Source organism: Pseudomonas sp. FP818, from assembly GCF_030687335.1.
GTDB lineage: Bacteria > Pseudomonadota > Gammaproteobacteria > Pseudomonadales > Pseudomonadaceae > Aquipseudomonas > Aquipseudomonas shahriarae.
On record NZ_CP117427.1, the window covers coordinates 3,406,462 to 3,427,640 of the forward strand.

Consider the following 21,179-nt stretch of genomic DNA (forward strand, 5'->3'; position numbering starts at 1 on the left):
CTGGATGAAACGACTGCATGTGATTGACTCCCACACCGGCGGCGAACCGACGCGCCTGATCATCAATGGCTTCCCGCAGCTGGCCGGCCAGACCATCGCCGAGCAGCTCGAGAGCCTGCGCACCGAGCACGACCCATGGCGCCGCGCCTGCCTGCTGGAGCCCCGTGGCAACGATGTACTGGTCGGCGCTCTGTACTGCGAGCCGGTCTCGCCGGGGGCCACCTGCGGGGTGATTTTTTTCAACAACGCCGGCTACCTCGGCATGTGTGGCCACGGCACCATCGGCCTGATTGCCTCGTTGCACTACTTGGGCCGCATCGCGCCAGGGGTGCACAGCATCGACACGCCGGTGGGCCAAGTCAGCGCCACCCTGCATGAGGACGGCGCGGTCACCCTGCGCAACGTGCCCGCCTATCGCTATCGCCAGCAGGTGCCCGTGGATGTACCGGGGCATGGCCGGATCTACGGCGATATCGCCTGGGGCGGCAACTGGTTTTTCCTGGTGTCCGAGCACGGCCAGGATGTGCACATGGCCAATGTCGAGGTCCTTACCGACTTCACCTGGGCCATGCTCAAGGCCCTCGAAGCCCAAGGCATCCATGGCGCAGACGGCGCGTTGATCGACCATATCGAACTGTTCGCCGATGACGACCAGGCCGACAGCCGCAACTTCGTCATGTGCCCCGGCAAGGCCTACGACCGCTCGCCCTGCGGCACGGGTACCAGCGCCAAGCTGGCGTGCCTGGCCGCCGATGGAAAGCTTCAGGCCGGTGAGCCCTGGGTACAAGCCAGCATCACCGCCAGCCAATTCGAAGGCCGTTTTGAATGGGAGGGCGAACGCATCCGCCCCTTCATCACCGGCCGCGCCTATATGACCGCCGACAGCACCTTGCTGATCGACGAACAGGACCCCTTCGCCTGGGGCATTTGAGCACCCGGCAGCGTTACAACAGACCCTTCCAAGGAGATAGAACCATGAGCGATAACATTTTCACCGGCTGCATCCCTGCCCTGATGACCCCGTGCACCGCCGAGCGTCAGCCGGACTTCGACGCCCTGGTCGCCAAGGGCCGCGAACTGATCGACATCGGCATGAGCGCCGTGGTGTATTGCGGCTCCATGGGCGACTGGCCGTTGCTCACCGAAGCCCAGCGCCAGGAAGGCGTGGCGCGCCTGGTGGCTGCGGGCATCCCGACCATTGTCGGCACCGGGGCGGTCAACAGCCGTGAAGCAATATCCCATGCCGCCCACGCCGCCAAGGTCGGCGCCCACGGTTTGATGGTCATCCCACGGGTGCTGTCCCGTGGCGCTTCGGCCACTGCGCAAAAGGCCCACTTCGCGGCGATCCTCAGCGCCGCACCGAACCTGCCGTCGGTGATCTACAACAGCCCCTACTACGGCTTCGCCACCCGCGCCGACCTGTTCTTTGAACTGCGTCGCGAGTACCCGAACCTGATCGGCTTCAAGGAGTTCGGCGGCGGTGCCGACCTGCGCTATGCGGCCGAACACATCACCTCCAAGGACGATGACGTGACCCTGATGGTCGGTGTCGATACCCAGGTGGTGCACGGTTTCGTCAACTGCAACGCCACCGGCGCGATCACTGGCATCGGCAACGCCCTGCCACGGGAAGTCCTGCAACTGGTGGCCCTGAGTAAGAAGGCTGCCAAGGGCGATGCCAAGGCCCGGCGCCAGGCCCGGGAGCTGGAAGCGGCGCTGGCGGTGCTGTCGTCCTTCGATGAAGGCTGCGACCTGGTGCTCTATTACAAGCACCTGATGGTGCTCAATGGCGACCTGGAATACAGCCTGCACTTCAACGACAGCGATGTGCTCAGCGATGCCCAACGCCGGTATGCCGAGCACCAGTACGCGCTGTTCCGCCAGTGGTACGCCAACTGGTCGGCAGAACAGAACGTCGACTGACTGCTCGTACGCCGCTGCTACACAGCGGCGTCCCTTCTTTTTTCAGGAACAGGCCATGACTCTGACAGGCAATATGCTGATCGGTCAGCACTCCATTCCCGGCACCCGCACAGCCATCCGTGCGATCAACCCAGCCACCGATGCTGCGCTGGAGCCGGCCTATCCCGGCGGTTCCACCGAGCAGGTGGCCCAGGCTTGCGCGTTGGCGTGGTCAGCCTTCGACAGCTACCGCGAGACATCACTGGCGGCGCGTGCTGAATTCCTCGAAACCATCGCCAGCGAAATCGAAGCCCTCGGCGATGAACTGATCGAGCGTGCCGTGGCCGAAACCGGCTTGCCCCACGCGCGGATCCAGGGCGAACGGGGCCGCACCTGCCAGCAACTGCGTACCTTCGCCCGCACCGTACGCGCTGGCGAATGGCTGGACGTGCGGGTCAATGGCGCCCAACCAGGCCGCCAGCCCCTGCCCCGTGCCGACCTGCGCCAACGCCAGGTGCCGCTGGGCCCGGTGGCCGTATTCGGCGCCAGTAACTTCCCGCTGGCGTTCTCGGTGGCCGGCGGTGATACCGCTTCAGCCCTTGCCGCCGGTTGCCCGGTGATCGTCAAGGCCCACGGCGCCCACCCCGGCACCAGCGAACTGGTGGCCCGCGCGCTGGCCCGTGCCGTGAAGCAGTGTGGTCTGCCCGAGGGCGTGTTTTCCCTGCTGTACGGTTCCGGACGCGAAGTGGGGATTGCCCTGGTCAGCGACCCAAGGATCAAGGCAGTGGGATTCACCGGTTCGCAAAGTGGCGGTATTGCCTTGTGCCAGGCGGCCCAGGCACGGCCGGAGCCCATTCCGGTGTACGCGGAAATGAGCGCCATCAACCCGGTGTACCTGTTTACGGGCGCCCTCAAGGCGCGCGGCGAAGCACTGGCACAAGGGTTTGTCGCCTCATTGACCCAGGGCGCCGGGCAGTTCTGCACCAACCCCGGCCTGGTGATTGCGGTTCAAGGTCCGGAACTGCAGCAGTTTGTCAGCCTCGCCAGCGACTTGCTGCAACGCAGCCCGGCGCAGACCATGCTCACACCGGGCATCTTCCAGGCCTATGAGGCGGGCGTCAGCGCACTGGCTGAGCATGCCCACTGCCTGGCCAGCGGGTTGCCGGCGCAAGGGCCGAACCAATGCCAGGCGCAGCTGTTTACTACCCACGCGCAAGACTTCCTTACCAACCCGCATTTGCAGGCCGAAGTCTTCGGCGCCGCCTCGCTCCTGGTGCAGTGCGCCGACAACGCGCAAATGCGCCAAGTGACTGAGCACCTCGAAGGCCAGTTGACCGCCACCCTGCACCTGGATGAGGGGGATGTTGAACAGGCACGGGCATTGCTGCCGGCACTTGAGCGCAAGGCTGGCCGGCTGCTGGTCAACGGCTGGCCGACCGGGGTCGAGGTGTGTGATGCCATGGTGCATGGCGGGCCCTTCCCCGCGACCTCGGACTCGCGCTCGACCTCGGTCGGCACCGGCGCGATCCTGCGTTTCCTGCGGCCGGTGTGCTACCAGGACTTCCCCGACAGCCTGCTGCCCGACGCACTGAAACAAGGCAACCCCCTGCGGCTGCGACGCTTGCTCGACGGCCAGAGAGAAGCCTGATCATGCTCGACAATCGTCAAACCGAGATCGACATCGCGGTGGTCGGCGCCGGCATCATCGGCGTCGCCTGCGCGCTGCAACTGGCGCGCCAGGGCCGGCGCGTGGTGGTCATCGACCAGCAGGAACCGGGGATGGGCGCCTCGTTCGGCAATGCAGGGCATTTGGCCACCGAACAGGTATTCCCCATCGCCGACCTGTCGATCCTGATGCGCCTGCCCGCGATGCTCATGGACCCCATGGGCCCACTGCGCCTGGACTGGAAATACCTGCCCCGTGCGCTGCCCTGGTTTGCTCGGCTATTGTTAAACCTGCGCCCCGCCGCCTACCAGCGCACGGTCGCCGGTATCCGTGCCCTCAACGAAAGCAGCCTGGGCGCCTGGCAGCGCTTGTTGGCGAACATCGACCGGCCACAGTTGATGCGCGAGGACGGCTCGCTGCTGGTGTTCGAGCGTGCCGAATCGCGGAAAGCAATTGAGGGTTTGCAAGCGCGCATGACCCAGCAGAACGTGCCGGTGGACTGCTGGTCGGCCGACGCCGTGCAGCAGGCCGCACCGCAATTGAGCGAGCGGATCCAGGGGGGCTTGTTCTTTCCCCGCACCGGGCATTTCCTCGACCCGTATCGCGTGGTGTGCGAACTGGTCGAGGCCGCCAAGGCCAGCGGCGTGACCTTTCTCAAGCGCCAGGTCCGGGACGGCCAGCTTCAGGCCCAGGGCGTTGCACTGATCACCGACCAGGGCCGCTTGGCCGCACGCCAGGTAGTGATCGCCTGCGGCGCCCACTCGGCCAGGCTCACCCAAGCGCTGACCGGCAAAAAGGTGCCCCTGGACACCGAGCGCGGTTATCACCTGATGCTGCCCCATGAACAAGATCGCCTGCCCTTCGCCGTCACCTCACTGGAACGCAAGTTCATCATGACGCCCATGAGCGATGGGCTGCGGCTGGCCGGCACCGTGGAATTCGCCGGCCTCGACCGCCCGCCAAACATGCAGCGCGCCTGGCAATTGCACCGGCTCAGCCACGGCCTGTTGCGTCACGAATTGAGCGCTGAGGACGCCACGCCGTGGATGGGCTTTCGGCCGTCGTTGCCGGACTCGCTGCCGATCATCGACCGGGTGTGCGACGGCAGAGTGTTGCTTGCTTTCGGGCATCAACATTTGGGGTTGACGCAAGCGGCCGTCACCGCCGAACTGATCGCGCAGTGGGTATCGCCGATTTATGTGCCTCAGCCCCAGGGATTGCCGGCATTGGCGGCCTATCGGCTGGATCGGTTCTGACGCAGACCTAGCAGGAGCAATCACTGGTAAATAATCGTAAACGTCGCCGAGGCATTCGCCGGGCCGGGGGTTACCTTGCTCGCCGTCTGCAGGTAGCGGGCGCGCAAGGGGATCGTATAACTCCCCCTCGTTGGGGCGCAGGGTGAGGCCGCTGCTTTGGTTGGTTCCAAGGATGACCGAGTTGCCGTTGCGGTTCTGCACCTGCACGCCAACCCCTGTGGCGGCGGGCGCACTGCCCGTGGCGCCAGGGTCGAGGCTCAGTACACCGTTATTCGTGTTGATCGCCGTACGCGCGGGGTCGATGCGGTACTGCAGGGTGTTACGCACCAGAGAGCCACTGCCGATGTTCGTACCAGAAGGAAAATTTCCACTTTGCGATGACCAGGCCGGCCCCGTTGTCGTATAGATCCCGTTGAACGCCGGGCAGTCATTCAAAGCGATGGAAAAATCCGTCCAGCCCGTGCTGCTGTTGAGCCCGGTGAACTTGGAGGTCAGATGAGAGCCCATGGGCACCGAGACATCCGGTGTACGGCAGGTACTCGAGACAATCTGGATATTGCCGGAGATCCCCATACTGAAGCCGCGCATTCTCGCATCGCCGAAGTTGCCGTACAGACTGACGACCGGCAACGTATTGCCCACCAATACACCAGGCGTTACATCGCCCAGTTTGATCAAGATCAGCTCAAAGTTCGAAGGCCCGTCAAATGGGACCACACACCTGTAGCCAGATGTGCATGTGGTCCATGCCTTGCCAGATTGCCTTGGCAGCAGGCCGCCCGAGCTGTTGAAGGCAACCCCCAGCCCCGGAATGCTGGTTCTATAGACCTTGTTGGCGTAGGTCCCGCTGGACACATTGGCCATGGGATAACGGGAGTCGACTGTCATCTCAGTCCACTGCTGATACGGGGCATAGAGGCATTCAAGCTTGGGCGCCTGGCCCGCAGCCATGCTGAAGCGCTGACGATATACCTCGGTACCCACCGGCAGATCGCGCCCGATAGTGATCGCCGAAATCTGCAATGGCATGGAGCCCACGGCCGGCTGGATACCCTCCATGTAGGTGCAAGTGACCGCCATGGCCGTCCCCGCCGCCGCCCACAATGCCGCGACGGCCAGGCCCGCCTTGATCAAAGCGCCAATGTTCATAACTGTACCTTTTGAAGAATGTTGGGCTGCACGCTGCCAGCGACTTGCTTACCGGCCGCACAAACCGCGTCTACCTGTTGCAATTGCTGCCCTTCGCCGGGGCCCGCCGGGATGACCAGTGCGCACTGTTGATGGGTCTTGCTTCCCCAGTTGATCAGTAACTGACGGGTTTGCGGCTTGATCCGTGCGTAGAGCTGGCCACCCTGCCCGACCACGCCGACCGAGGTGCCGTCGATATCTGTCACGCCAGCACCAAAGGGCAGGCTGCTGCCATCGTCGAGGCGTACGTTGAGCAACACTGCGCGGCCCTGGTTGGTGGTGTACTTGAGGTGCACCACCGCACCGGCGCGCGGGGCCACCTGTTGGCTGGTTTCGCTGAGTTCGACGTCCAGCGAGCTACCAATAGGGTCGATTGCCACTTCGTTCAACTCATATGGCCGCAGGTACGGAACCACGGCATTGCCGCGGCTGTCGAGCTTGAGGCCAGGGTAGCCGGACACCTTGGCCCCCTGCGCACCCGGGGCACTGACCACCGCCATGGTTTCACCGCGATAAGGAGTCATGGTCACCCCATCGGCATGCGCCACCACGCTGCCGCTCGCGCCCACCGAGGCGCTGGTGTAGCCATCACCGCGTCCCAGGGCAGCGCTGAGCATGGCGCGCGCGCCGGTGTATTGGCCATTGAGGGCCGCGCTCTTGCTGTTACTGGCACCGTCATGGCCGACCGTCGCGCCGTAGCCATATTGACGGTCCTCGCCAGCGGTGCCGCTGATGCCGGCCTGCTCGCTGTAGTTGCCTTGGGAGTCACGTCCTACCTGTGCGGTCATTTGCGGGCTGAAGCCTGGACCGCCAAATTCCAGAGGCATGCTCATGGTCAGCAAAAAGCTGTTTTCCATGTCCCCCAGGCCCATGCGGCTGCGGTTGGCGTTCACACTGAAGCTGATGCGATTGAACTGCTTGCTGTAGCTGAACTGGTACTGCAAATCACTGCCCGGCAGGTTCCAGTAGTTCTGCGCATAGCCGCTGATTGCCACTTGCCCCCACTCCCCCAGGCTCTGGTCGGCGGTGACCGAAAAGCGACTGCGCGGGCGCCCGAACATGCTGGTGTCCCACCCCGTTTTCTCGGCATCGAGCAGTTGCATGGCGTTACTGAAGTCCAGGTATTCGCTGGTAGAAAAACGATAAGCCGCAACGGTGAAGTTACTGCCCGTGCTGAGCACATTTTTGCTGTAGGACACCCGCATGCTCTGCCCTTTGGCGGCACCAGTGGCCAGGTCAGTCTGGGCGTGAGTCAAGTCGATGGCCATGGCACCGATCGGCGTGCCAAACGCCAGGCCGGTGAGCACGGCGGTGTAGTCATCGCTGGACTGCATCCCGGCAAATCCGGTGAACGTATTGTTCAGGCCATATTGCACAGTGCCTTGTAGCAGGCGCGATTGCTTGTCGACGTAGTTATTGCGGGTCTCGCCTGCGGTCAGGCTGAAGCGCGAGGTACCAGGGCGCAGCAACTGGCTGACCGAGGCATAGGGCACGATGAAGTTCTGCTCAGTGCCGTCGGCTTCCGCCACGCTGACACTGAGGTCGCCGCCATAGCCGGTTGAATACAGGTCATCAATCACAAATGCCCCGGGAGCCACGGTGGTTTCCAGCAGGATGTTGCCGGCCTGGCGAATGGTCACACGGGCGTTGGTGCGGGCAATCCCACGGATCACCGGGGCATAGCCGCGCATGGAGTCGGGCAGCATGCGGTCGTCACTGGCCAGTTGCACACCACGGTAGGACAGGGTGTCGAAGATCTCGCCGGAGGTGTTGGACTCACCCACCGTCAGTTGGCTTTTCAACGCGGTGATGTCGCGTTGCGCATAGGAGTCCAGGGCTTGGTAATTATTGCCCTGACGTGACTGCCAGCTCATCGACGCGTTGTGGCGCAGGCGCCAGTCACCCAGGTTGAGGCCGGTGTGCAGGCCCAGGAATGCCGAGTCAGAGTTGCCACTGCGGGTACGGTTACGGCTGCCATTGAAGCTGTAGCTGAGCATGCCTGCGGTCACGCCGCGATCCCACAGTTCCGGGCTGACGTATCCTCGGGCATTGCGCCGCAGCGCCGCCTGGGGAATGCTCAGGTCGAGGGCCTGGTTTTCCGGTGAAAAATTCGCGGTTGCACCCGGGATCAGACTGCCCACGGCGGCACAGCCCTGGCTGTCCAGCGCCAAAGTGCTTTCAGGCGCCAGCTTGCTCATCTCCACACCCTGACGCTCAAGCAAGCCACGCGTCATGCAGACCACCGGCTTACTGCCGTCGGCCTGGGCGTCGATGCGAATGTCCTGGCGGCTGTTCAACTGGCCGTTAAGCACTACGTCTGCACGGTATTGCCCGGGCATCACCGGGTTGCCGGTCTGGTAGGCGCCCAAGTCGAGATTGCGCGAGTCTTCAGGCAGGAACGCATCGTTGAACTGCACCTCTTGCGCCAGCGCACCCTGTATACCCCATGCACCAGGGGCGATGGCCAATACCCTGAGGATCAAGGCAGAGAGCGGATTCAAGGCGAAGCAAGGCCGCGCCCGCAGAGAAAGCCTGCAGCTGGAAGAGGTCGACATAAATGACTCGCGACTAAAAAACTTGAGGTTTAATCAGGGCTTGAGTGCTTTACGGGTCGGGATCAGTGCGCCGTAATCGTTGATAGCGCTGAACTCCACCTGAGCACCCGCAGCCGGTCGGACCTTGAGCGTTGGGAGCACAAATTGGCGGGTTTCACCCGGAGCGATCATGCCGTCTTCACTGCGCTCACGCTGGGCGCCAGCCACCAGTTCCAACTCGATCAGCGAAACATGGAACGCCGACGGATTGAAGGCCTGCAAGGCCAAGCCTTGCCCATCGCGTGCGGGCACCAATTGCCACTGCACCTGCTCGATCGCCTCGCTGGCAGTGCCTGGCAAGCCGGTCGGGCGATAAAACAATTTGATCCGCGAACGGAATGCCATTTGCAGCGTATTGATATCTGCACCCGCCTCGGGCTTGGGTGGAATTTCCAATACGTTGAGCCAGAACACCGACTCTTTGTCCTGGGCCATGGGAGCCCCGGTAAACAACACCCGCAGGCTTTGGCCCTTGGTCGGATCGATGCGCGCCACCGGCGGTGAAAGCAGGAACGGCGCCTTGGAGCTGGTCGGAGTCGACTCGACGCTGCCGGTGTCGATCCACGACTGGATCAGCGCTGGCTGCGTGCCATTGTTGTTGAGTTTTACCGTGATTTCTTTCTGGTCCGCCGGGTAGAGCAGGCGAGTTCCGGTAATCACTACACCCCCGATAGCCTGGGAACACGTCAGTGTCACAAGGCTTGCCAGGAGCAATTGTCTGAGGGCAGATATGCAAGGCATTACGTAATCCCGTTGCTGCCTGGAAGCACGCCCTTTTGTCGCTGAACAGGGCGTGTGTCCATGAGCGGCGACTTACTGATAATTGATGGAGTAAGTCACGGAGCCAACTACGGTACCCGGAGTGGTCGGGGCTTGAGCGTAGTACTGGACAGCGTATGGCAGGATGGCGGCCTTGGAGGTTGCATCGATGGCAATACGGCTGGTGGAAGTGACCTGCGCAGTGTTGCCGGCCTTGATCGCGTTGCCATTGGTTGCGTCAACCAATTGCAGCTGAACCTGGGTGGCAGTACCGCTCACGTTCTTCAGGTTGCCGCTGGTTGCATCAACGCTGCCGCTCGACTCAAAGAATGCAGCAGCTGTTTTCAGCGCGGCAGAACAATCGCTCAGCTCGATATTGAAACCGGTCTGGCCTGCCACTTGGCCTTTTGCTCCCAGGGCAGCGGTAGAGACGGTTGGCAGCGTGACAGTCGACGGGCTCGCACCAGCCGCGCCGTTAACCGCAACCTTGCAGGTTTCGGCTTTCAGTTCGCCGTTGAAATCGATTTTGCCGTCTGAAGCCAGAGCAACGGTAGAGGCGGTGGCAGCGACCAGTACAGCGAGGGCGCGAGCTTTGTAATTCATGAGTAACTCCGAGAGAGCGATGTTCTACAGTAAGTTATAAAGCTTCCGTTTATCGGAGAGCTTCTGTGCTGTTGCGGGGCTGAGTTTAGGGAGCCCACATCGAACTCAATATAGGAGCGCTCTGAAAAACAATTGAGCACGGAAAATTCCCAACAATTAAAACCACTATAAAACTTACTGCCGCACTGCACTATTTAATGGAAAAACATTAGTAACCCGTCTATAGGAGCACTCCTAAAAACAGGCGCTGCAATGTTTATCAATGCAGAAGCAGCAAACAACCGGTGGCCGCCATCGAGTTTTATCGAGGCGGTGAGGCAGATGTTGCGGCAGGGCATGCAATTCGCGGCGATTGCATCATTCCCAGATCAACCTGTCCTGCTGTGAAGCCCCTACTCTACCTAGGCTCCGCAGGGAAGCCCGGCCCTGTGCTCAAGCAGGCTACGGGCATGGCCCGCAACCGCTTCTGCTGGCCAGTTCACTTCGTCCTGCAACAGCACTTCGATACGCTGCGCGGTGGCCGCGAAGTCCTCCCAGCCGACGTCCAACGCGGCAGTGCGCAGTCTGTGTAGCGCCTCCAGCGCCATGCCGCGATCGCGCAGGGCAAGTAGTTCTATGAGGCTGTTAAGTTCCTGGCGCACAGCCTCCGGCGACCCTGGAGTTTCCAGGTACTCTGCAACTTGCGGCGCCGGGGTTACTTCGCACCAGAGTTCAATCATCTGCTGCAACATGGCCTGTTGGACCGGTTTGCTCAGTACACCATCCATACCGGCATCGAAACAACGTTGCAGGTATTCATTCCCGCTAAATTGCGAGAGCGCGATGATCGGGCAATATGAGCGTTCCTGTTGGAGCTGCGACTCACGAAACGCGCTGACCATGCCCTCGGCGTCGCCCTCTGGCGAGTCACAATCGATCAGCACCATATCGACCCGGTGCGCACTGAACAACGCCACCGCCTGGTCGGCATCAGCCGCCAGCAGCGCCGCGCAACCAAGGCTGTCGAGTTGTGCCTGCAACACTTGCCGACTGGGTAGCGAGTCATCCACCACCAACACCTGCAAACCGTTAGCCGATTCCGCGCTCGGCGCAGGCTCAGGTGCCGGCAGTTGCGGGGAAACAGCCCGCTCAACTGGCAACCACACCTCGACCTGGGTACCGACCCCCTGCAAGCTGCTGAGCACCAACCTGCCGCGCATCAAGCTGACCAGGCGCCGGCAGATCACCAGGCCCAGGCCGGTACCGCCAGTGCGCCGATAGGATTGCTTGGCCTGGGCATACGGCCGGAACAGCGAGGCTTGCACCTGCTTGGACAAGCCTATGCCCGTATCGATGACCCGGATCACCAGCTGTCGCACCTCGACCGCAGGCTTTTCCAGCTGTTGCAACTGCACCTCTACCCGGCCCACATCGGTGAACTTGACGGCGTTGCAGATCAGGTTGCGCAGCACCTGCGCCAGACGCAGTTCGTCCAGCAACAATGGGGCGCCGGGACGCTCGCCGGTGACGAGCAGCTCAATGCCCTTTTCCTGTGCTTGCGCTCGATGCTCATCGACTATCCGCAAGACCAGCGCCCATAGGTCCACCGGTTCAAGATTGAGGGCCAGTTGCCCGGCTTCCATCTTGGAGATATCCAGCACATCATCCACCAGCCGCAGCAAGGTATTGGCGCCGCTATTGGCCAAGCTGGTGAAATGTCGCTGCTGCTCATCGAGCGGGGTGTGCTCCAGCAGTTCCACGGCGGCCAGCACTGCGTTCATCGGCGAACGCACTTCATGGCTGATGACCGCCAGGAACATCGCCTTCTCCCGTTCGCTGTTCATGGCCTGGCGCCGTTGCAGGCGACTTTGCACGACCAGCCCGACGAGCACTGCCACCACGGCCAGCAGCAACCACAGCTCACCTTGGTAGTGCTCGGCAATGGCCTTGACGGTGGGAATATCCAGGTCCATATCCACAAACCAGGCGTCATAGATCGCCTTGCGCTCTTCGCCGCTGATGGACGCCAGCACCTTGTCCAAAATAGACAGCAGGAGCACATCGCTGTCACGTACTGCCATGCTCACGCCGGTATGCAGCGACGGCAGCACCCCAGAAATCTGCAGTACCCCATGATATTGGCGGGACAGGTAGGGAATCAGCAGCCATTCCGAAGCAATCGCCGCGTCCGTGCGGCCGTCCTTGACCATCGCCATCATGTCCAGCGCATTCAGGGCTGAAACAATGGTTATCCCCGGGGCCTTACGCTTCAAAAAAGCGACGTAATCCTCCTCACGCCCCAGCACCACCACCCGCTTGCCGGCGAGTTGCTCCAAGTCGGCAAACGGTTGATCGCCAAAACGGCTGACCATAACGGTCGAGCTGGTGTTGTAGGGCGCGGTGTAACGCAGCCCGAGATCCTTTGCCGGGTCATCATCCCGGCGCCGGGTGGACAAGATATCGACTTCGCCGCTGATCAGCATGTCCTTGCGGGCGCTGCGCGTAGTGGTGGTGACGGGTTCGAAATACAGGCCCGTGCGCGATGCAATCAACCCCAGGTATTTGGCTGACAACCCTCTGAGTTGGCCATTGCTGATGTATTCAAAAGGCTGCAAGTTATCGAATACGCCAACACGCAGCACCGGATGGGCGGCAATCCAATCACGCTCCTGCTGGGTCAAGTCCAGCGGCGTCGGGCCTGCCTGCACCCCGACGCCCAGGTTTCCCAACACGAACGCTATCAGCAGCAGGCGTAGCAATTTGGCGTTCATCGCTGGGTCACCCGCGAGGCACGCGCGGGCGGCAGCACTTCCAGGGGAGCATCCCCGCCCAAGGCCCGCCAATGCTCAACCAACGCCCGCAGGGCCTGGGCGTAGGCCGGGCAATCCCAGCCCTCCTGCGCGCGCAGCAGGCGCTCCAGATGCTCGGCACTCTGCCCCAGGGCCAGCCACTCCATAATCAGCGCAGCACCGTGCAGACGATGGGCAACGTGGACGGCGCTGGGGCGGTCACAGAGCGCTATGGCCTTGATCAGGCTCCCCAGGTCACTGGCCATCTCCCGATTGATCGCCGCCTGATCCAGTTGAGGGGCCATCAGGCTCGCACGAGGTGCAGCCAGGGTGACGTCGCACCAGCGCTCGATCACTTCGCGCAGTTGCCCAAGGCGTATCGGCTTGCTCAATGCGGCGTCCATCCCAGCATCCATGCAACGTTTGAGGTGCTGTTCACCGGTCAGGGCAGAAATGGCAATGATTGGGCAGCGTGGACGCCCCAAGCCGCGCTCGAACTCACGCAGTTCGCGAACCAGGCTGTAACCGTCCTGGTCCGGCAGGTCACAGTCCATCAGAATCAATTGGTAGGCCTGCTGCACGAACAAGCTGTGGGCCTGGGCGGCATCGGCGGCGATCACCGCCTCGCAGCCAAAGCCGCCGATCTGCGCCCGCAGCACTTCCTGGTTGGCCAGGGTGTCTTCCACGACCAGGATTTGCAGGCCGTCCGTCTCGGCCTCTGGCGCGGACTGCTGAACCTGCGGTGGTTCAGCAGTCTGGGGGGCAACCGTTACCGGCACGCAGAGGATGAAGGTCGTGCCAACCCCCGGCTCACTGCTGAGTGTCAACGACCCCTGCATCAAGTTCGCCAGTTGCTGGCAGATCACCAGGCCCAGCCCGGTACCACCGGAGCGCTTGTAGGATTGACTGGCCTGGGCATATGGCCGGAACAACGACGCCTGTACCGCTTCACTGATACCGATCCCGGTGTCGCGCACCTTGACTTGCAACTGTTGACCACCGGCCGGTAGGGCCAACAGGTACAGCTTGATGTCGACACCGCCGACATCGGTGAACTTGATGGCATTGGAAAGCAGGTTATGAAGAATCTGCGTCAGGCGGGAGCTGTCGAGTAACAGCAAGGGCAGCGCGGTGTGGATGCTCACATTCAGGCTCAGGTGCTTTTCCCGGGCGCGCAGGCGGTGCAAGCCAACTACACCCTGCACCAGCGCCGTCACATCGGTCGGTTCAATGCTCAGGCGCAACGCCCGCGCACCCGAGCCTGGCGTGTCCAGCACGTTATCCAGCAAACGCACCAACGCATTGGCGCCGCCATTGGCAAGGTGCACAAAGTGGCGCTGCTGTTCATTGAGCCGGGTGTGCCCCAATAACTCCATGGCCGCCAGCACGGCATTCATAGGCGAACGGATTTCATGGCCCATGACCGCCAGAAACATGGTTTTTTCCTGCTCGTTGCGCACAGCCTGACGCCACCGGAGATGGCCGCGATAGACCAGCACACACAGGCTGGCCAGCAGCAACGCCCCCATGATCAGTACATGCCAGTAGTGGCTGGAGACGGCAACCAGGGTTGGAACATCCAGACCCAGGTCGTGATACCAGTGCTCGTACATCTCATTGCGTTGCTCGGCAGTGATCGAGCCCAGGACTTTTTCGAGGATCGAATGCAGCAGCGCTTGGTCCGAGCGAACCGCCATGCTGACATCCAGCATCTGGCTGCCGACCACACCTGAAGCCTCCAGGATGCCCTGGAACTGGCGGTACAGATAAGGCATCAGGAAGATTTCCGTGGCAACGACCGCGTCAGCACTGCCGTCCCGGACGCGGGTCAGCATCTCCAGGGCCGATTTGCTTTTGATCAGCGTGACCTCGATCCCTGATGCTCCGACGATCTCTTCGTAATGATCCACGTCGGGAACCATCACGGTTTTGCCATGCAGTTGGTCGAGGTCGAAAATATCCGGGTCTTCGAAGCGCGTCACGATGATCGGCGAGGTGGTCTGGTAGGTCAGCAAGGCAAGGCCCTTGGTGGCCGGCTCAGTCCTGAAACGCAAGTAAGAGGACAGCAGATCCACCTGGCCATCGAGGAGCATTTGCTCGCGTATCTCAATGGTCTTTCCCGGGACATAGGTGAATTCAAGGCCGGTGGCATCGGTCACCAATTGCAGGTAATGCGCTGAGCGTCCCTGCAGGGTGCCATCACGCATGTACTCAAAAGGTATCAGGTCTTCGACCACGCCCACCCGCAACACCGGATGCTGCTGTATCCAGCGCTGCTCCTGCTCGCTCAGTTGAACCGGGCCAGCAGCGAAGACGGTCCCTCCAAGCGACCACAACAGCACGCCCCCCAGCCACCACCGCCTCATGGCGAGCCAATGATTTTGTTGAGCTTGAACAGTTCGTTGTTCGACGTAACCCCCAGCTTGCGAAACGCCGTGGTTTTCTGGGTGCTGATGGTCTTGATGCTGCGATTGAACTTCTCGGCAATTTCAGTGATGGTCATGCCCGCCAGATAACAACGAATGACCTCCTGCTCGCGACTGGTCAACTCCGCCAGGATCAGGGCGTCGGGCACTTCGCCAGGGCCTTTGCGGGTATCACTGGTGACGGTTTCGGCCAGGCGATAGGTCATGTCAGGACTCAGGTACACCGCCCCCGACGCCACTTTGCGAATGGCCTTGACCAACTGGTCCATGTCCTCACCCTTGCCGACAAACCCGCGGGCTCCGACACGCATGGCCAGGCCCACGGTCGCCGGGTCGTGATGGGTGGACAACACAAGGATGTGGCTAGCAGGAAACTTGACTCGCAAGGCACGGATCAATGACACGCCGTCCAACTCCTCGGGACTCAGGGAGAAATCCAGTAGCAGCAAGTCTGCAGGCGCTGTGGCGAGACCGGCAATCAGGTCGCGGCTGCGCTCATAAATGCCTACTACTTCAAAGTTCGCCTCGGCCGCCAGGGTATTGGCCAGACCATGTCGAACAACCGCGTGATCATCCAACAAAGCAATACGTATAGATTTCATTATGATCGAGCCCACTCAACCCAGCGCAAACCGCGCTGCCGAAAACAGGGATACCCAACGATAGAACAGTATATGCAATAACCGGCAAATGACACGGCGCCAGCCCGCCAGGTTCAGATACCTTCAATGAGGTGCTTGATCTTGAATAGCTCGTTGTTCGATATCACACCCAACTTGCGAAATGCCGAAGCCTTTTGGGTGCTGATGGTCTTGATGCTACGGCTGAATTTCTCAGCAATTTCGGTGATGGTCATGCCCGTCAGATAACAGCGAATCACTTCCTGCTCACGGGCAGAGAGACTGACAAAGCGCAACGCATCCTCGCGATTGCGCGCCTCGCCGTCATAGTTGACCGCAGTGGCTTCGGCAACCCTGTAGGCCATGTCCGGGCTCAGGTAAACCGCCCCCGACGCCACCAGCCGGACGGCGTCGACCAACTGGCCCATGTCTTCACCCTTGCCGAGAAATCCCCGGGCACCGGCACGCAAGGCCAGGATCACGGTAGCGGCGTCATGGTGCGTAGAGAACACCAGGATGCGGCATTGTGGAAACTTCACCCGTAACGCTCGAATCAGTAACACGCCGTCCAACTCGCTGGGCCCCAGGACATAGTCCAGCAACAGCACCTGCGCCGGGTCCTTGGCCAACCCTGCCAACAGTTCACGCGTCCGAGCGTAGACACCGACCACTTCAAAATCAGGTTCCTGCAGCAATCGATTGACCAGGCCATGTCGCACGATTGCATGATCATCCAGCAAAGCAATTTGTAAGCGTTTCATAGATCACAGGACACTCTGTATAACGAGCAAAAAGATGAAAAATAACGCTATTTCATCATTGGTAAGTTGCCGCCAGGGAAGACGGACCTACAACATCAATTCCATCCGTGCAACTGAGCCATCGCACATTAAAAACAAACAGGCGAACTTTCGATCAGGCAATACAACACCCACCGGCAAACTTTAAGTTGCCAGGCAAGTAGTCGACTTTTTGAGATTCAAGACATCCAGCAGTGGTTATCGAATGGGCAGAGCAGTTAACTCCAGCGGCATACAATATAAAAAAATCGATGATGGAAATTTAAGGCCATGACGAAACAATTGAAATAAGAGCACTCCTAAAAACCGCCTCCTCCCAGAGCCAGACGGACAGAAATATTTTTACGGGTGTTTCCCCCGCTCAATCAGGAAGCTCAAGAAGGCCTCGATTTCCATCGGCCGCGCCAGCGCATAACCCTGCCCGACGCGGCAGCCCAGGCGATGCAGTAAAGGGATCGTGGACTCATCCTCAATGCCCTCGGCCACCAGGTTCAGATTCAGCAGGCCGGCCCAACTGACGATGCCCGCAATCACCTTGCGTGATGAGGAATGCTGCTCTACAGCACGCACGAATGAGCCGTCGATTTTCATCTCATCGAACGATAGGTTCGCCAACAGGTTCAGCGTAGCCGCGCCGGTACCAAAATCATCCAGGGACACCTGGAAACCCTTGGCGCGGATCGCCGTCAGTGATGCCGAAAGATGAAGCTCATCCGGTTCGTGTACGTCCTCGGTAAGCTCGATTTTCAGCAAACGGTTCGGTAAGCCGGCCTGCTGCATCCGTGTGGCAAGGCGATCGGCAAAATGTGGGGTGCAAATGGTTTTTGCCGATGCATTCACCGCGATGGGGATCAGGATGTTTTCACGCTTGAGCGCCAGCATCGCCCTGATGCTCCACATTTCCACCAGGCTGAACAGCAACAGGTCCAGGCCCAGTCGGTTAACCAACGGCATCAGCACCGACGGCGGGATTTCACCAAAGCGCGGGTGCTTCCAGCGCACCAGCGCCTCAGCCCCCACTACACGCCGGCTCAACAGCTCGAATTGTGGCTGGAACACAAAACGCAATCCCTCCCCCGTGGTCAGCGCGTTGATCACTTCATCTTCGGCCAAGGCGTCGAATGTGGTCATGCACAACTGCGGGTCCGGTTTCGCCCGGGTCAGCACCACGGCTCGCAAGGCATCGCCCAGTTCCAGGGTTGCGCCTTCACGCAGAATTTCCACCAGGATCCCTGCAGCCCGGGCCAATCGTGCATGAGACTCCAACGCACTGATGGCCACCCCCCCCATGTACTTGATCCAGAACTGCTGGGTGCCAGTATGCGGGGCAGTCACGCTGCCCCCTTTCACATCGCGCAGTTGGGCATTCAAGGTGGCTTTGCCGGTCCAGAAGATACTCGGCAACTGCGCCACGGCACCGGCTTCGTGCAGCCCCTTGAGCAGGCTTGGCAGCATCAGCCCATCATCACATCCCGGGAGAATTTCGCAGACGATGACGTCCACCGGCTGTTCCAACAGCCATGCCTCCACGTCCTTCAACGATTGAGCATTGGTCAGCGCTGTAACGCCCATACTGCTCAGCGCGCCGGCTAACCGATCGGCACAGGTGACGTCAGCTGCCAACGTGATAACGCGTAGGGCGTTGAACTCCTCAGACACGGCGGCATTTACGATCATGACAAAAATTTCCCGATACTTTTCCAGAAAAAAAGCTTAGCAGTACCAAAAAAGATGCAAATAGGACTGGGACTAAAAGTACCCTTGTTCGCGGGGAGACCCACAACGAAGCGCTGATCGGTAGGGATCAGAGCTGGCCAATGCGCGCTGATAGGCGCGCTAGTGAAAAATAACGTCGAGCGATGAATTATTTAGTGTCCTCATGTATCTGACCCAATAGACCATGCCATTAAAACAATGGCATCGACACCGATCAGCAACAGAGTGACCTGTATGAAATCGCGCAAGAAAAGTGTCGGCCCTATCGGGTTGAAAGACATCACCATTGTCGACGACGCCAAGATGCGCAAGGCGATCACCGCCGCGGCGCTGGGCAATGCCATGGAGTGGTTCGACTTCGGCGTGTATGGCTTTGTCGCCTTCGTACTGGGCAAGGTGTTCTTTCCCGGCGCCGACCCTGGCGTACAGATGATCGCAGCGTTGGCAACCTTTTCCGTGCCGTTCCTGATCCGCCCCCTGGGGGGCCTGTTCTTCGGTGCGTTGGGGGATAAATACGGGCGGCAAAAAGTCCTCGCGGCCACCATCGTGATCATGTCCCTCAGTACCTTTGCCATCGGCCTGATCCCGTCCTATGCCTCGATAGGCATCTGGGCGCCGATCCTGTTGCTGTTGGCCAAAATGGCCCAGGGTTTCTCGGTGGGCGGGGAATATACCGGTGCCTCGATCTTCGTCGCCGAATACGCACCCGACCGCAAGCGCGGCTTTCTCGGCAGCTGGCTGGACTTCGGCTCCATTGCCGGCTTTGTACTCGGCGCCGGCGTGGTAGTCGGGATCTCGTCGGTACTGGGTGAAGAACAGTTCCTGGAATGGGGCTGGCGCCTGCCGTTTTTCCTCGCCCTACCCTTGGGCATGATCGGCCTGTACCTGCGCCACGCCCTGGAGGAAACCCCGGCCTTCCAGCAGCATGTCGAGAAGCTCGAACAAGGTGACCGCGAAGGCCTGGCACGCGGCCCGCGCGTGTCGTTCAAGGAAATCGCCACCCAACACTGGCGCAGCCTGATGACCTGTGTCGGCGTGGTGGCGGTGACCAACGTCACCTACTACATGCTGCTCACCTACATGCCCAGCTACCTGACACACAACCTGCACTACAGCGAAAACCATGGCGTGCTGATCATCATCGCGATCATGGTGGGCATGCTGTTCGTGCAGCCCTTGATCGGCTTTATCAGCGACAAGGTCGGACGCCGGCCCTTTATCATCGCTGGCAGCATCGGCCTGCTGGCCCTGGCGATTCCGGCCTTTATGCTGATCAACAGCGGCAAGCTGGGGCTGATCTTTGCAGGCTTGCTGATACTGGCAGTGGTGCTGAACTTCTTTATCGGCGTGATGGCGTCTACCCTGCCGGCGATGTTCCCCACCCATATCCGCTATAGCGCCCTGGCCAGTGCATTCAACATCTCGGTGCTGATCGCCGGCCTGACCCCGACTGCCGTGGCCTGGCTGGTGGAAAGCACCAACGACCTGTATATGCCCGCCTACTACCTGATGGTCATTGCCGTGGTAGGCCTGGTCACCGGCCTGACCATGAAGGAAACCGCCAACAAACCCCTGCGCGGCGCGGCGCCGGCGGCGTCGGATATTGAAGAAGCTCGGGAGCTGTTGCAGGAACACCACGACAATATCGAACAGAAAATCGAAGACCTCGACGAGCAGATCGCCGAGCTGGAGGCCAAGCGCAAGAACCTGGCGCAACAGCATCCGCGGATTGACTGACTGATCCCACGGGGGATCTCATAGGGACAGAGAACTGTGGTCCCACCACAAATCCAATGTGGGAGCTGGCTTGCCTGCGATGTCGGCGGGTCAGCCACCCACTATAGTGATTGGTACACCGTCATCGCGGGCAAGCCCGCTCCCACAGGGGACCTCATTGGGGCAGAGAATTGTGGTCCCACCACAAATCCGATGTGGGAGCTGGCTTGCCTGAACTGGACGGCCCCTATGAGAAAAACCCGACGTGTGGGGCCATTTTCTTGAGCAGACGGTGCGTTACTCCCCTGCGGCGCAGGGCCCGCCGCGGCGTCCTTTCAGCGGCCATTGTTACGGCACAGCCCCATGACTTTATATTCGATGGTGTTGAGCTTGCCGCTCGAATCTTCGTAGGTCATCCGCGACGGTACGATGTCACAGGAGCGGATCGGCGGGGTCACGCTGACCACCTTGGCGATGTCCAGTTTCATCCCGTAGCGATAGTCCTGGACCACTGGCCGGTCCTTGCCATGTTTTAACGCGTAAGCCTCCATGGCTTTCTGGTTATCGCTCATCAACGCCTCAAATGCACGATCACTGCCTCCCGTGGCGAGCACGACCGTAGACAATGACAACGCCAATGCAGCAATACTCAGTTTCAACAGGTTCATCGGGTTTACCTCTCAAGTCACTCATTCCAGGCTTGAGATTAACGAACCGACCCTGTCAGCAAGGTAGCTTGATGATTACCTTTCTGTTATCCGCAACCAAACAGTGCCTGCAACGGCAACAAGCATCACCGACTAAGCGCCGACGCGGCCAGTTGTGCTACCCCGAGGGTGACTCCAGGCTCATCACCGTTCAGGTAAGGCTCAAACAGCGCCATCACTGGGCCCGGAACCTCAGAAAGCTCATGGCAAACAGCCAACCGCTGAGCATGGACAGGTAGATAGAGGTGTACGAAGCAACGGTGTAGTCCAATAAGAAGTTGAGCGCGGTCAACGCAATGGCGGCGCACAGGAATTGCGTGGGGGTAAACCGGCTCAGAAAGCGTTCCATTGCGGCATTCAAGGTGCGCAGGTACTTCATTGGTTTATCCCTGGAAATGGTGACGGCATCCGCACACTTACACCCGCCGATCCTGAAAAACACCAGAATAATGCTGCAC

17 protein-coding genes are annotated in these 21,179 nt (G+C 60.6%); 6 read left to right on the top strand and 11 right to left on the bottom strand.

All coding sequences use genetic code 11. From position 1 onward, the window contains the following. The first annotated feature begins 4 nt into the window (after positions 1-4). From PSH80_RS15165 to PSH80_RS15180, 4 genes are read left to right on the top strand one after another with little or no spacing between them, the layout of a single operon-like run. The gene (locus PSH80_RS15165) at positions 5-931 is read left to right on the top strand and encodes a 4-hydroxyproline epimerase (RefSeq protein ID WP_057959897.1); all 927 of its coding nucleotides are present in this window, start codon (positions 5-7) and stop codon (positions 929-931) included. A gap of 44 nt (positions 932-975) precedes the next feature. Beyond that, positions 976-1,923, top strand: coding sequence for a dihydrodipicolinate synthase family protein (locus PSH80_RS15170; protein WP_057441006.1), 948 nt, complete (start codon positions 976-978; stop codon positions 1,921-1,923). A gap of 55 nt (positions 1,924-1,978) precedes the next feature. Continuing rightward, positions 1,979-3,550 (top strand): aldehyde dehydrogenase (NADP(+)), encoded by a 1,572-nt coding sequence (locus PSH80_RS15175; RefSeq protein ID WP_220172296.1) that lies wholly within the window; start codon positions 1,979-1,981, stop codon positions 3,548-3,550. Positions 3,551-3,552: 2 nt separating this feature from the next. Then, positions 3,553-4,824: an FAD-binding oxidoreductase gene (locus PSH80_RS15180; protein ID WP_220172297.1), complete on the top strand. Its 1,272-nt coding sequence runs from the start codon at positions 3,553-3,555 to the stop codon at positions 4,822-4,824. Positions 4,825-4,844: 20 nt separating this feature from the next. Here the strand turns inward: PSH80_RS15180 and PSH80_RS15185 are convergent, their stop codons facing one another. The 4 genes from PSH80_RS15185 to PSH80_RS15200 all read right to left on the bottom strand — a co-directional run bounded on the left by PSH80_RS15185 (position 4,845) and on the right by PSH80_RS15200 (position 9,968). Further along, positions 4,845-5,057: a fimbrial protein gene (locus PSH80_RS15185; RefSeq protein WP_305417344.1), complete on the bottom strand. Its 213-nt coding sequence runs from the start codon at positions 5,055-5,057 to the stop codon at positions 4,845-4,847. A gap of 912 nt (positions 5,058-5,969) precedes the next feature. Beyond that, positions 5,970-8,429: a fimbria/pilus outer membrane usher protein gene (locus PSH80_RS15190; protein WP_370693702.1), complete on the bottom strand. Its 2,460-nt coding sequence runs from the start codon at positions 8,427-8,429 to the stop codon at positions 5,970-5,972. Positions 8,430-8,600: 171 nt separating this feature from the next. After that, on the bottom strand, positions 8,601-9,266 hold the full coding sequence (locus PSH80_RS15195; RefSeq protein ID WP_307830297.1) for a fimbria/pilus periplasmic chaperone: 666 nt from the start codon (positions 9,264-9,266) through the stop codon (positions 8,601-8,603). 153 nt (positions 9,267-9,419) lie between these two features. After that, a complete protein-coding gene (locus PSH80_RS15200; RefSeq protein WP_057959903.1) occupies positions 9,420-9,968 on the bottom strand; it encodes a fimbrial protein in 549 nt (182 codons plus the stop codon). Positions 9,969-10,220: 252 nt separating this feature from the next. Here PSH80_RS15200 and PSH80_RS15205 point away from each other — a divergent pair, with 252 nt between their 5' ends. Next, entirely contained in the window at positions 10,221-10,355 is a 135-nt protein-coding gene (locus PSH80_RS15205; RefSeq protein ID WP_258571518.1) for a hypothetical protein, read from the top strand. Between the two features lie 14 nt (positions 10,356-10,369). On the opposite strand, the gene PSH80_RS15210 is transcribed toward PSH80_RS15205, so the two are convergent. The 5 genes from PSH80_RS15210 to PSH80_RS15230 form a co-directional block, all read right to left on the bottom strand. Next, positions 10,370-12,718: a transporter substrate-binding domain-containing protein gene (locus PSH80_RS15210; protein WP_128593578.1), complete on the bottom strand. Its 2,349-nt coding sequence runs from the start codon at positions 12,716-12,718 to the stop codon at positions 10,370-10,372. Further along, positions 12,715-15,102, bottom strand: a complete 2,388-nt coding sequence (locus tag PSH80_RS15215; protein WP_081044264.1) for an ATP-binding protein — start codon at positions 15,100-15,102, stop codon at positions 12,715-12,717. The genes PSH80_RS15210 and PSH80_RS15215 overlap by 4 nt, the downstream gene beginning before the upstream one ends. Continuing rightward, the gene (locus PSH80_RS15220) at positions 15,099-15,764 is read right to left on the bottom strand and encodes a response regulator transcription factor (RefSeq protein ID WP_057959906.1); all 666 of its coding nucleotides are present in this window, start codon (positions 15,762-15,764) and stop codon (positions 15,099-15,101) included. The genes PSH80_RS15215 and PSH80_RS15220 overlap by 4 nt, the downstream gene beginning before the upstream one ends. A gap of 113 nt (positions 15,765-15,877) precedes the next feature. Further along, positions 15,878-16,543, bottom strand: a complete 666-nt coding sequence (locus tag PSH80_RS15225; RefSeq protein WP_057959907.1) for a response regulator transcription factor — start codon at positions 16,541-16,543, stop codon at positions 15,878-15,880. Positions 16,544-16,924: 381 nt separating this feature from the next. Further along, positions 16,925-18,259, bottom strand: a complete 1,335-nt coding sequence (locus PSH80_RS15230; RefSeq protein WP_057959908.1) for an EAL domain-containing protein — start codon at positions 18,257-18,259, stop codon at positions 16,925-16,927. A 273-nt stretch (positions 18,260-18,532) separates the two neighbouring features. Between PSH80_RS15230 and proP the strand changes: the two genes are divergently transcribed. After that, the gene (proP, locus tag PSH80_RS15235; protein WP_057959909.1) at positions 18,533-20,035 is read left to right on the top strand and encodes a glycine betaine/L-proline transporter ProP; all 1,503 of its coding nucleotides are present in this window, start codon (positions 18,533-18,535) and stop codon (positions 20,033-20,035) included. Positions 20,036-20,349: 314 nt separating this feature from the next. Here the strand turns inward: proP and PSH80_RS15240 are convergent, their stop codons facing one another. Next, positions 20,350-20,682: a DUF2790 domain-containing protein gene (locus tag PSH80_RS15240; RefSeq protein WP_057959910.1), complete on the bottom strand. Its 333-nt coding sequence runs from the start codon at positions 20,680-20,682 to the stop codon at positions 20,350-20,352. A 214-nt stretch (positions 20,683-20,896) separates the two neighbouring features. Beyond that, positions 20,897-21,100: a hypothetical protein gene (locus tag PSH80_RS15245; protein ID WP_057959911.1), complete on the bottom strand. Its 204-nt coding sequence runs from the start codon at positions 21,098-21,100 to the stop codon at positions 20,897-20,899. Positions 21,101-21,179: the final 79 nt, after the last annotated feature.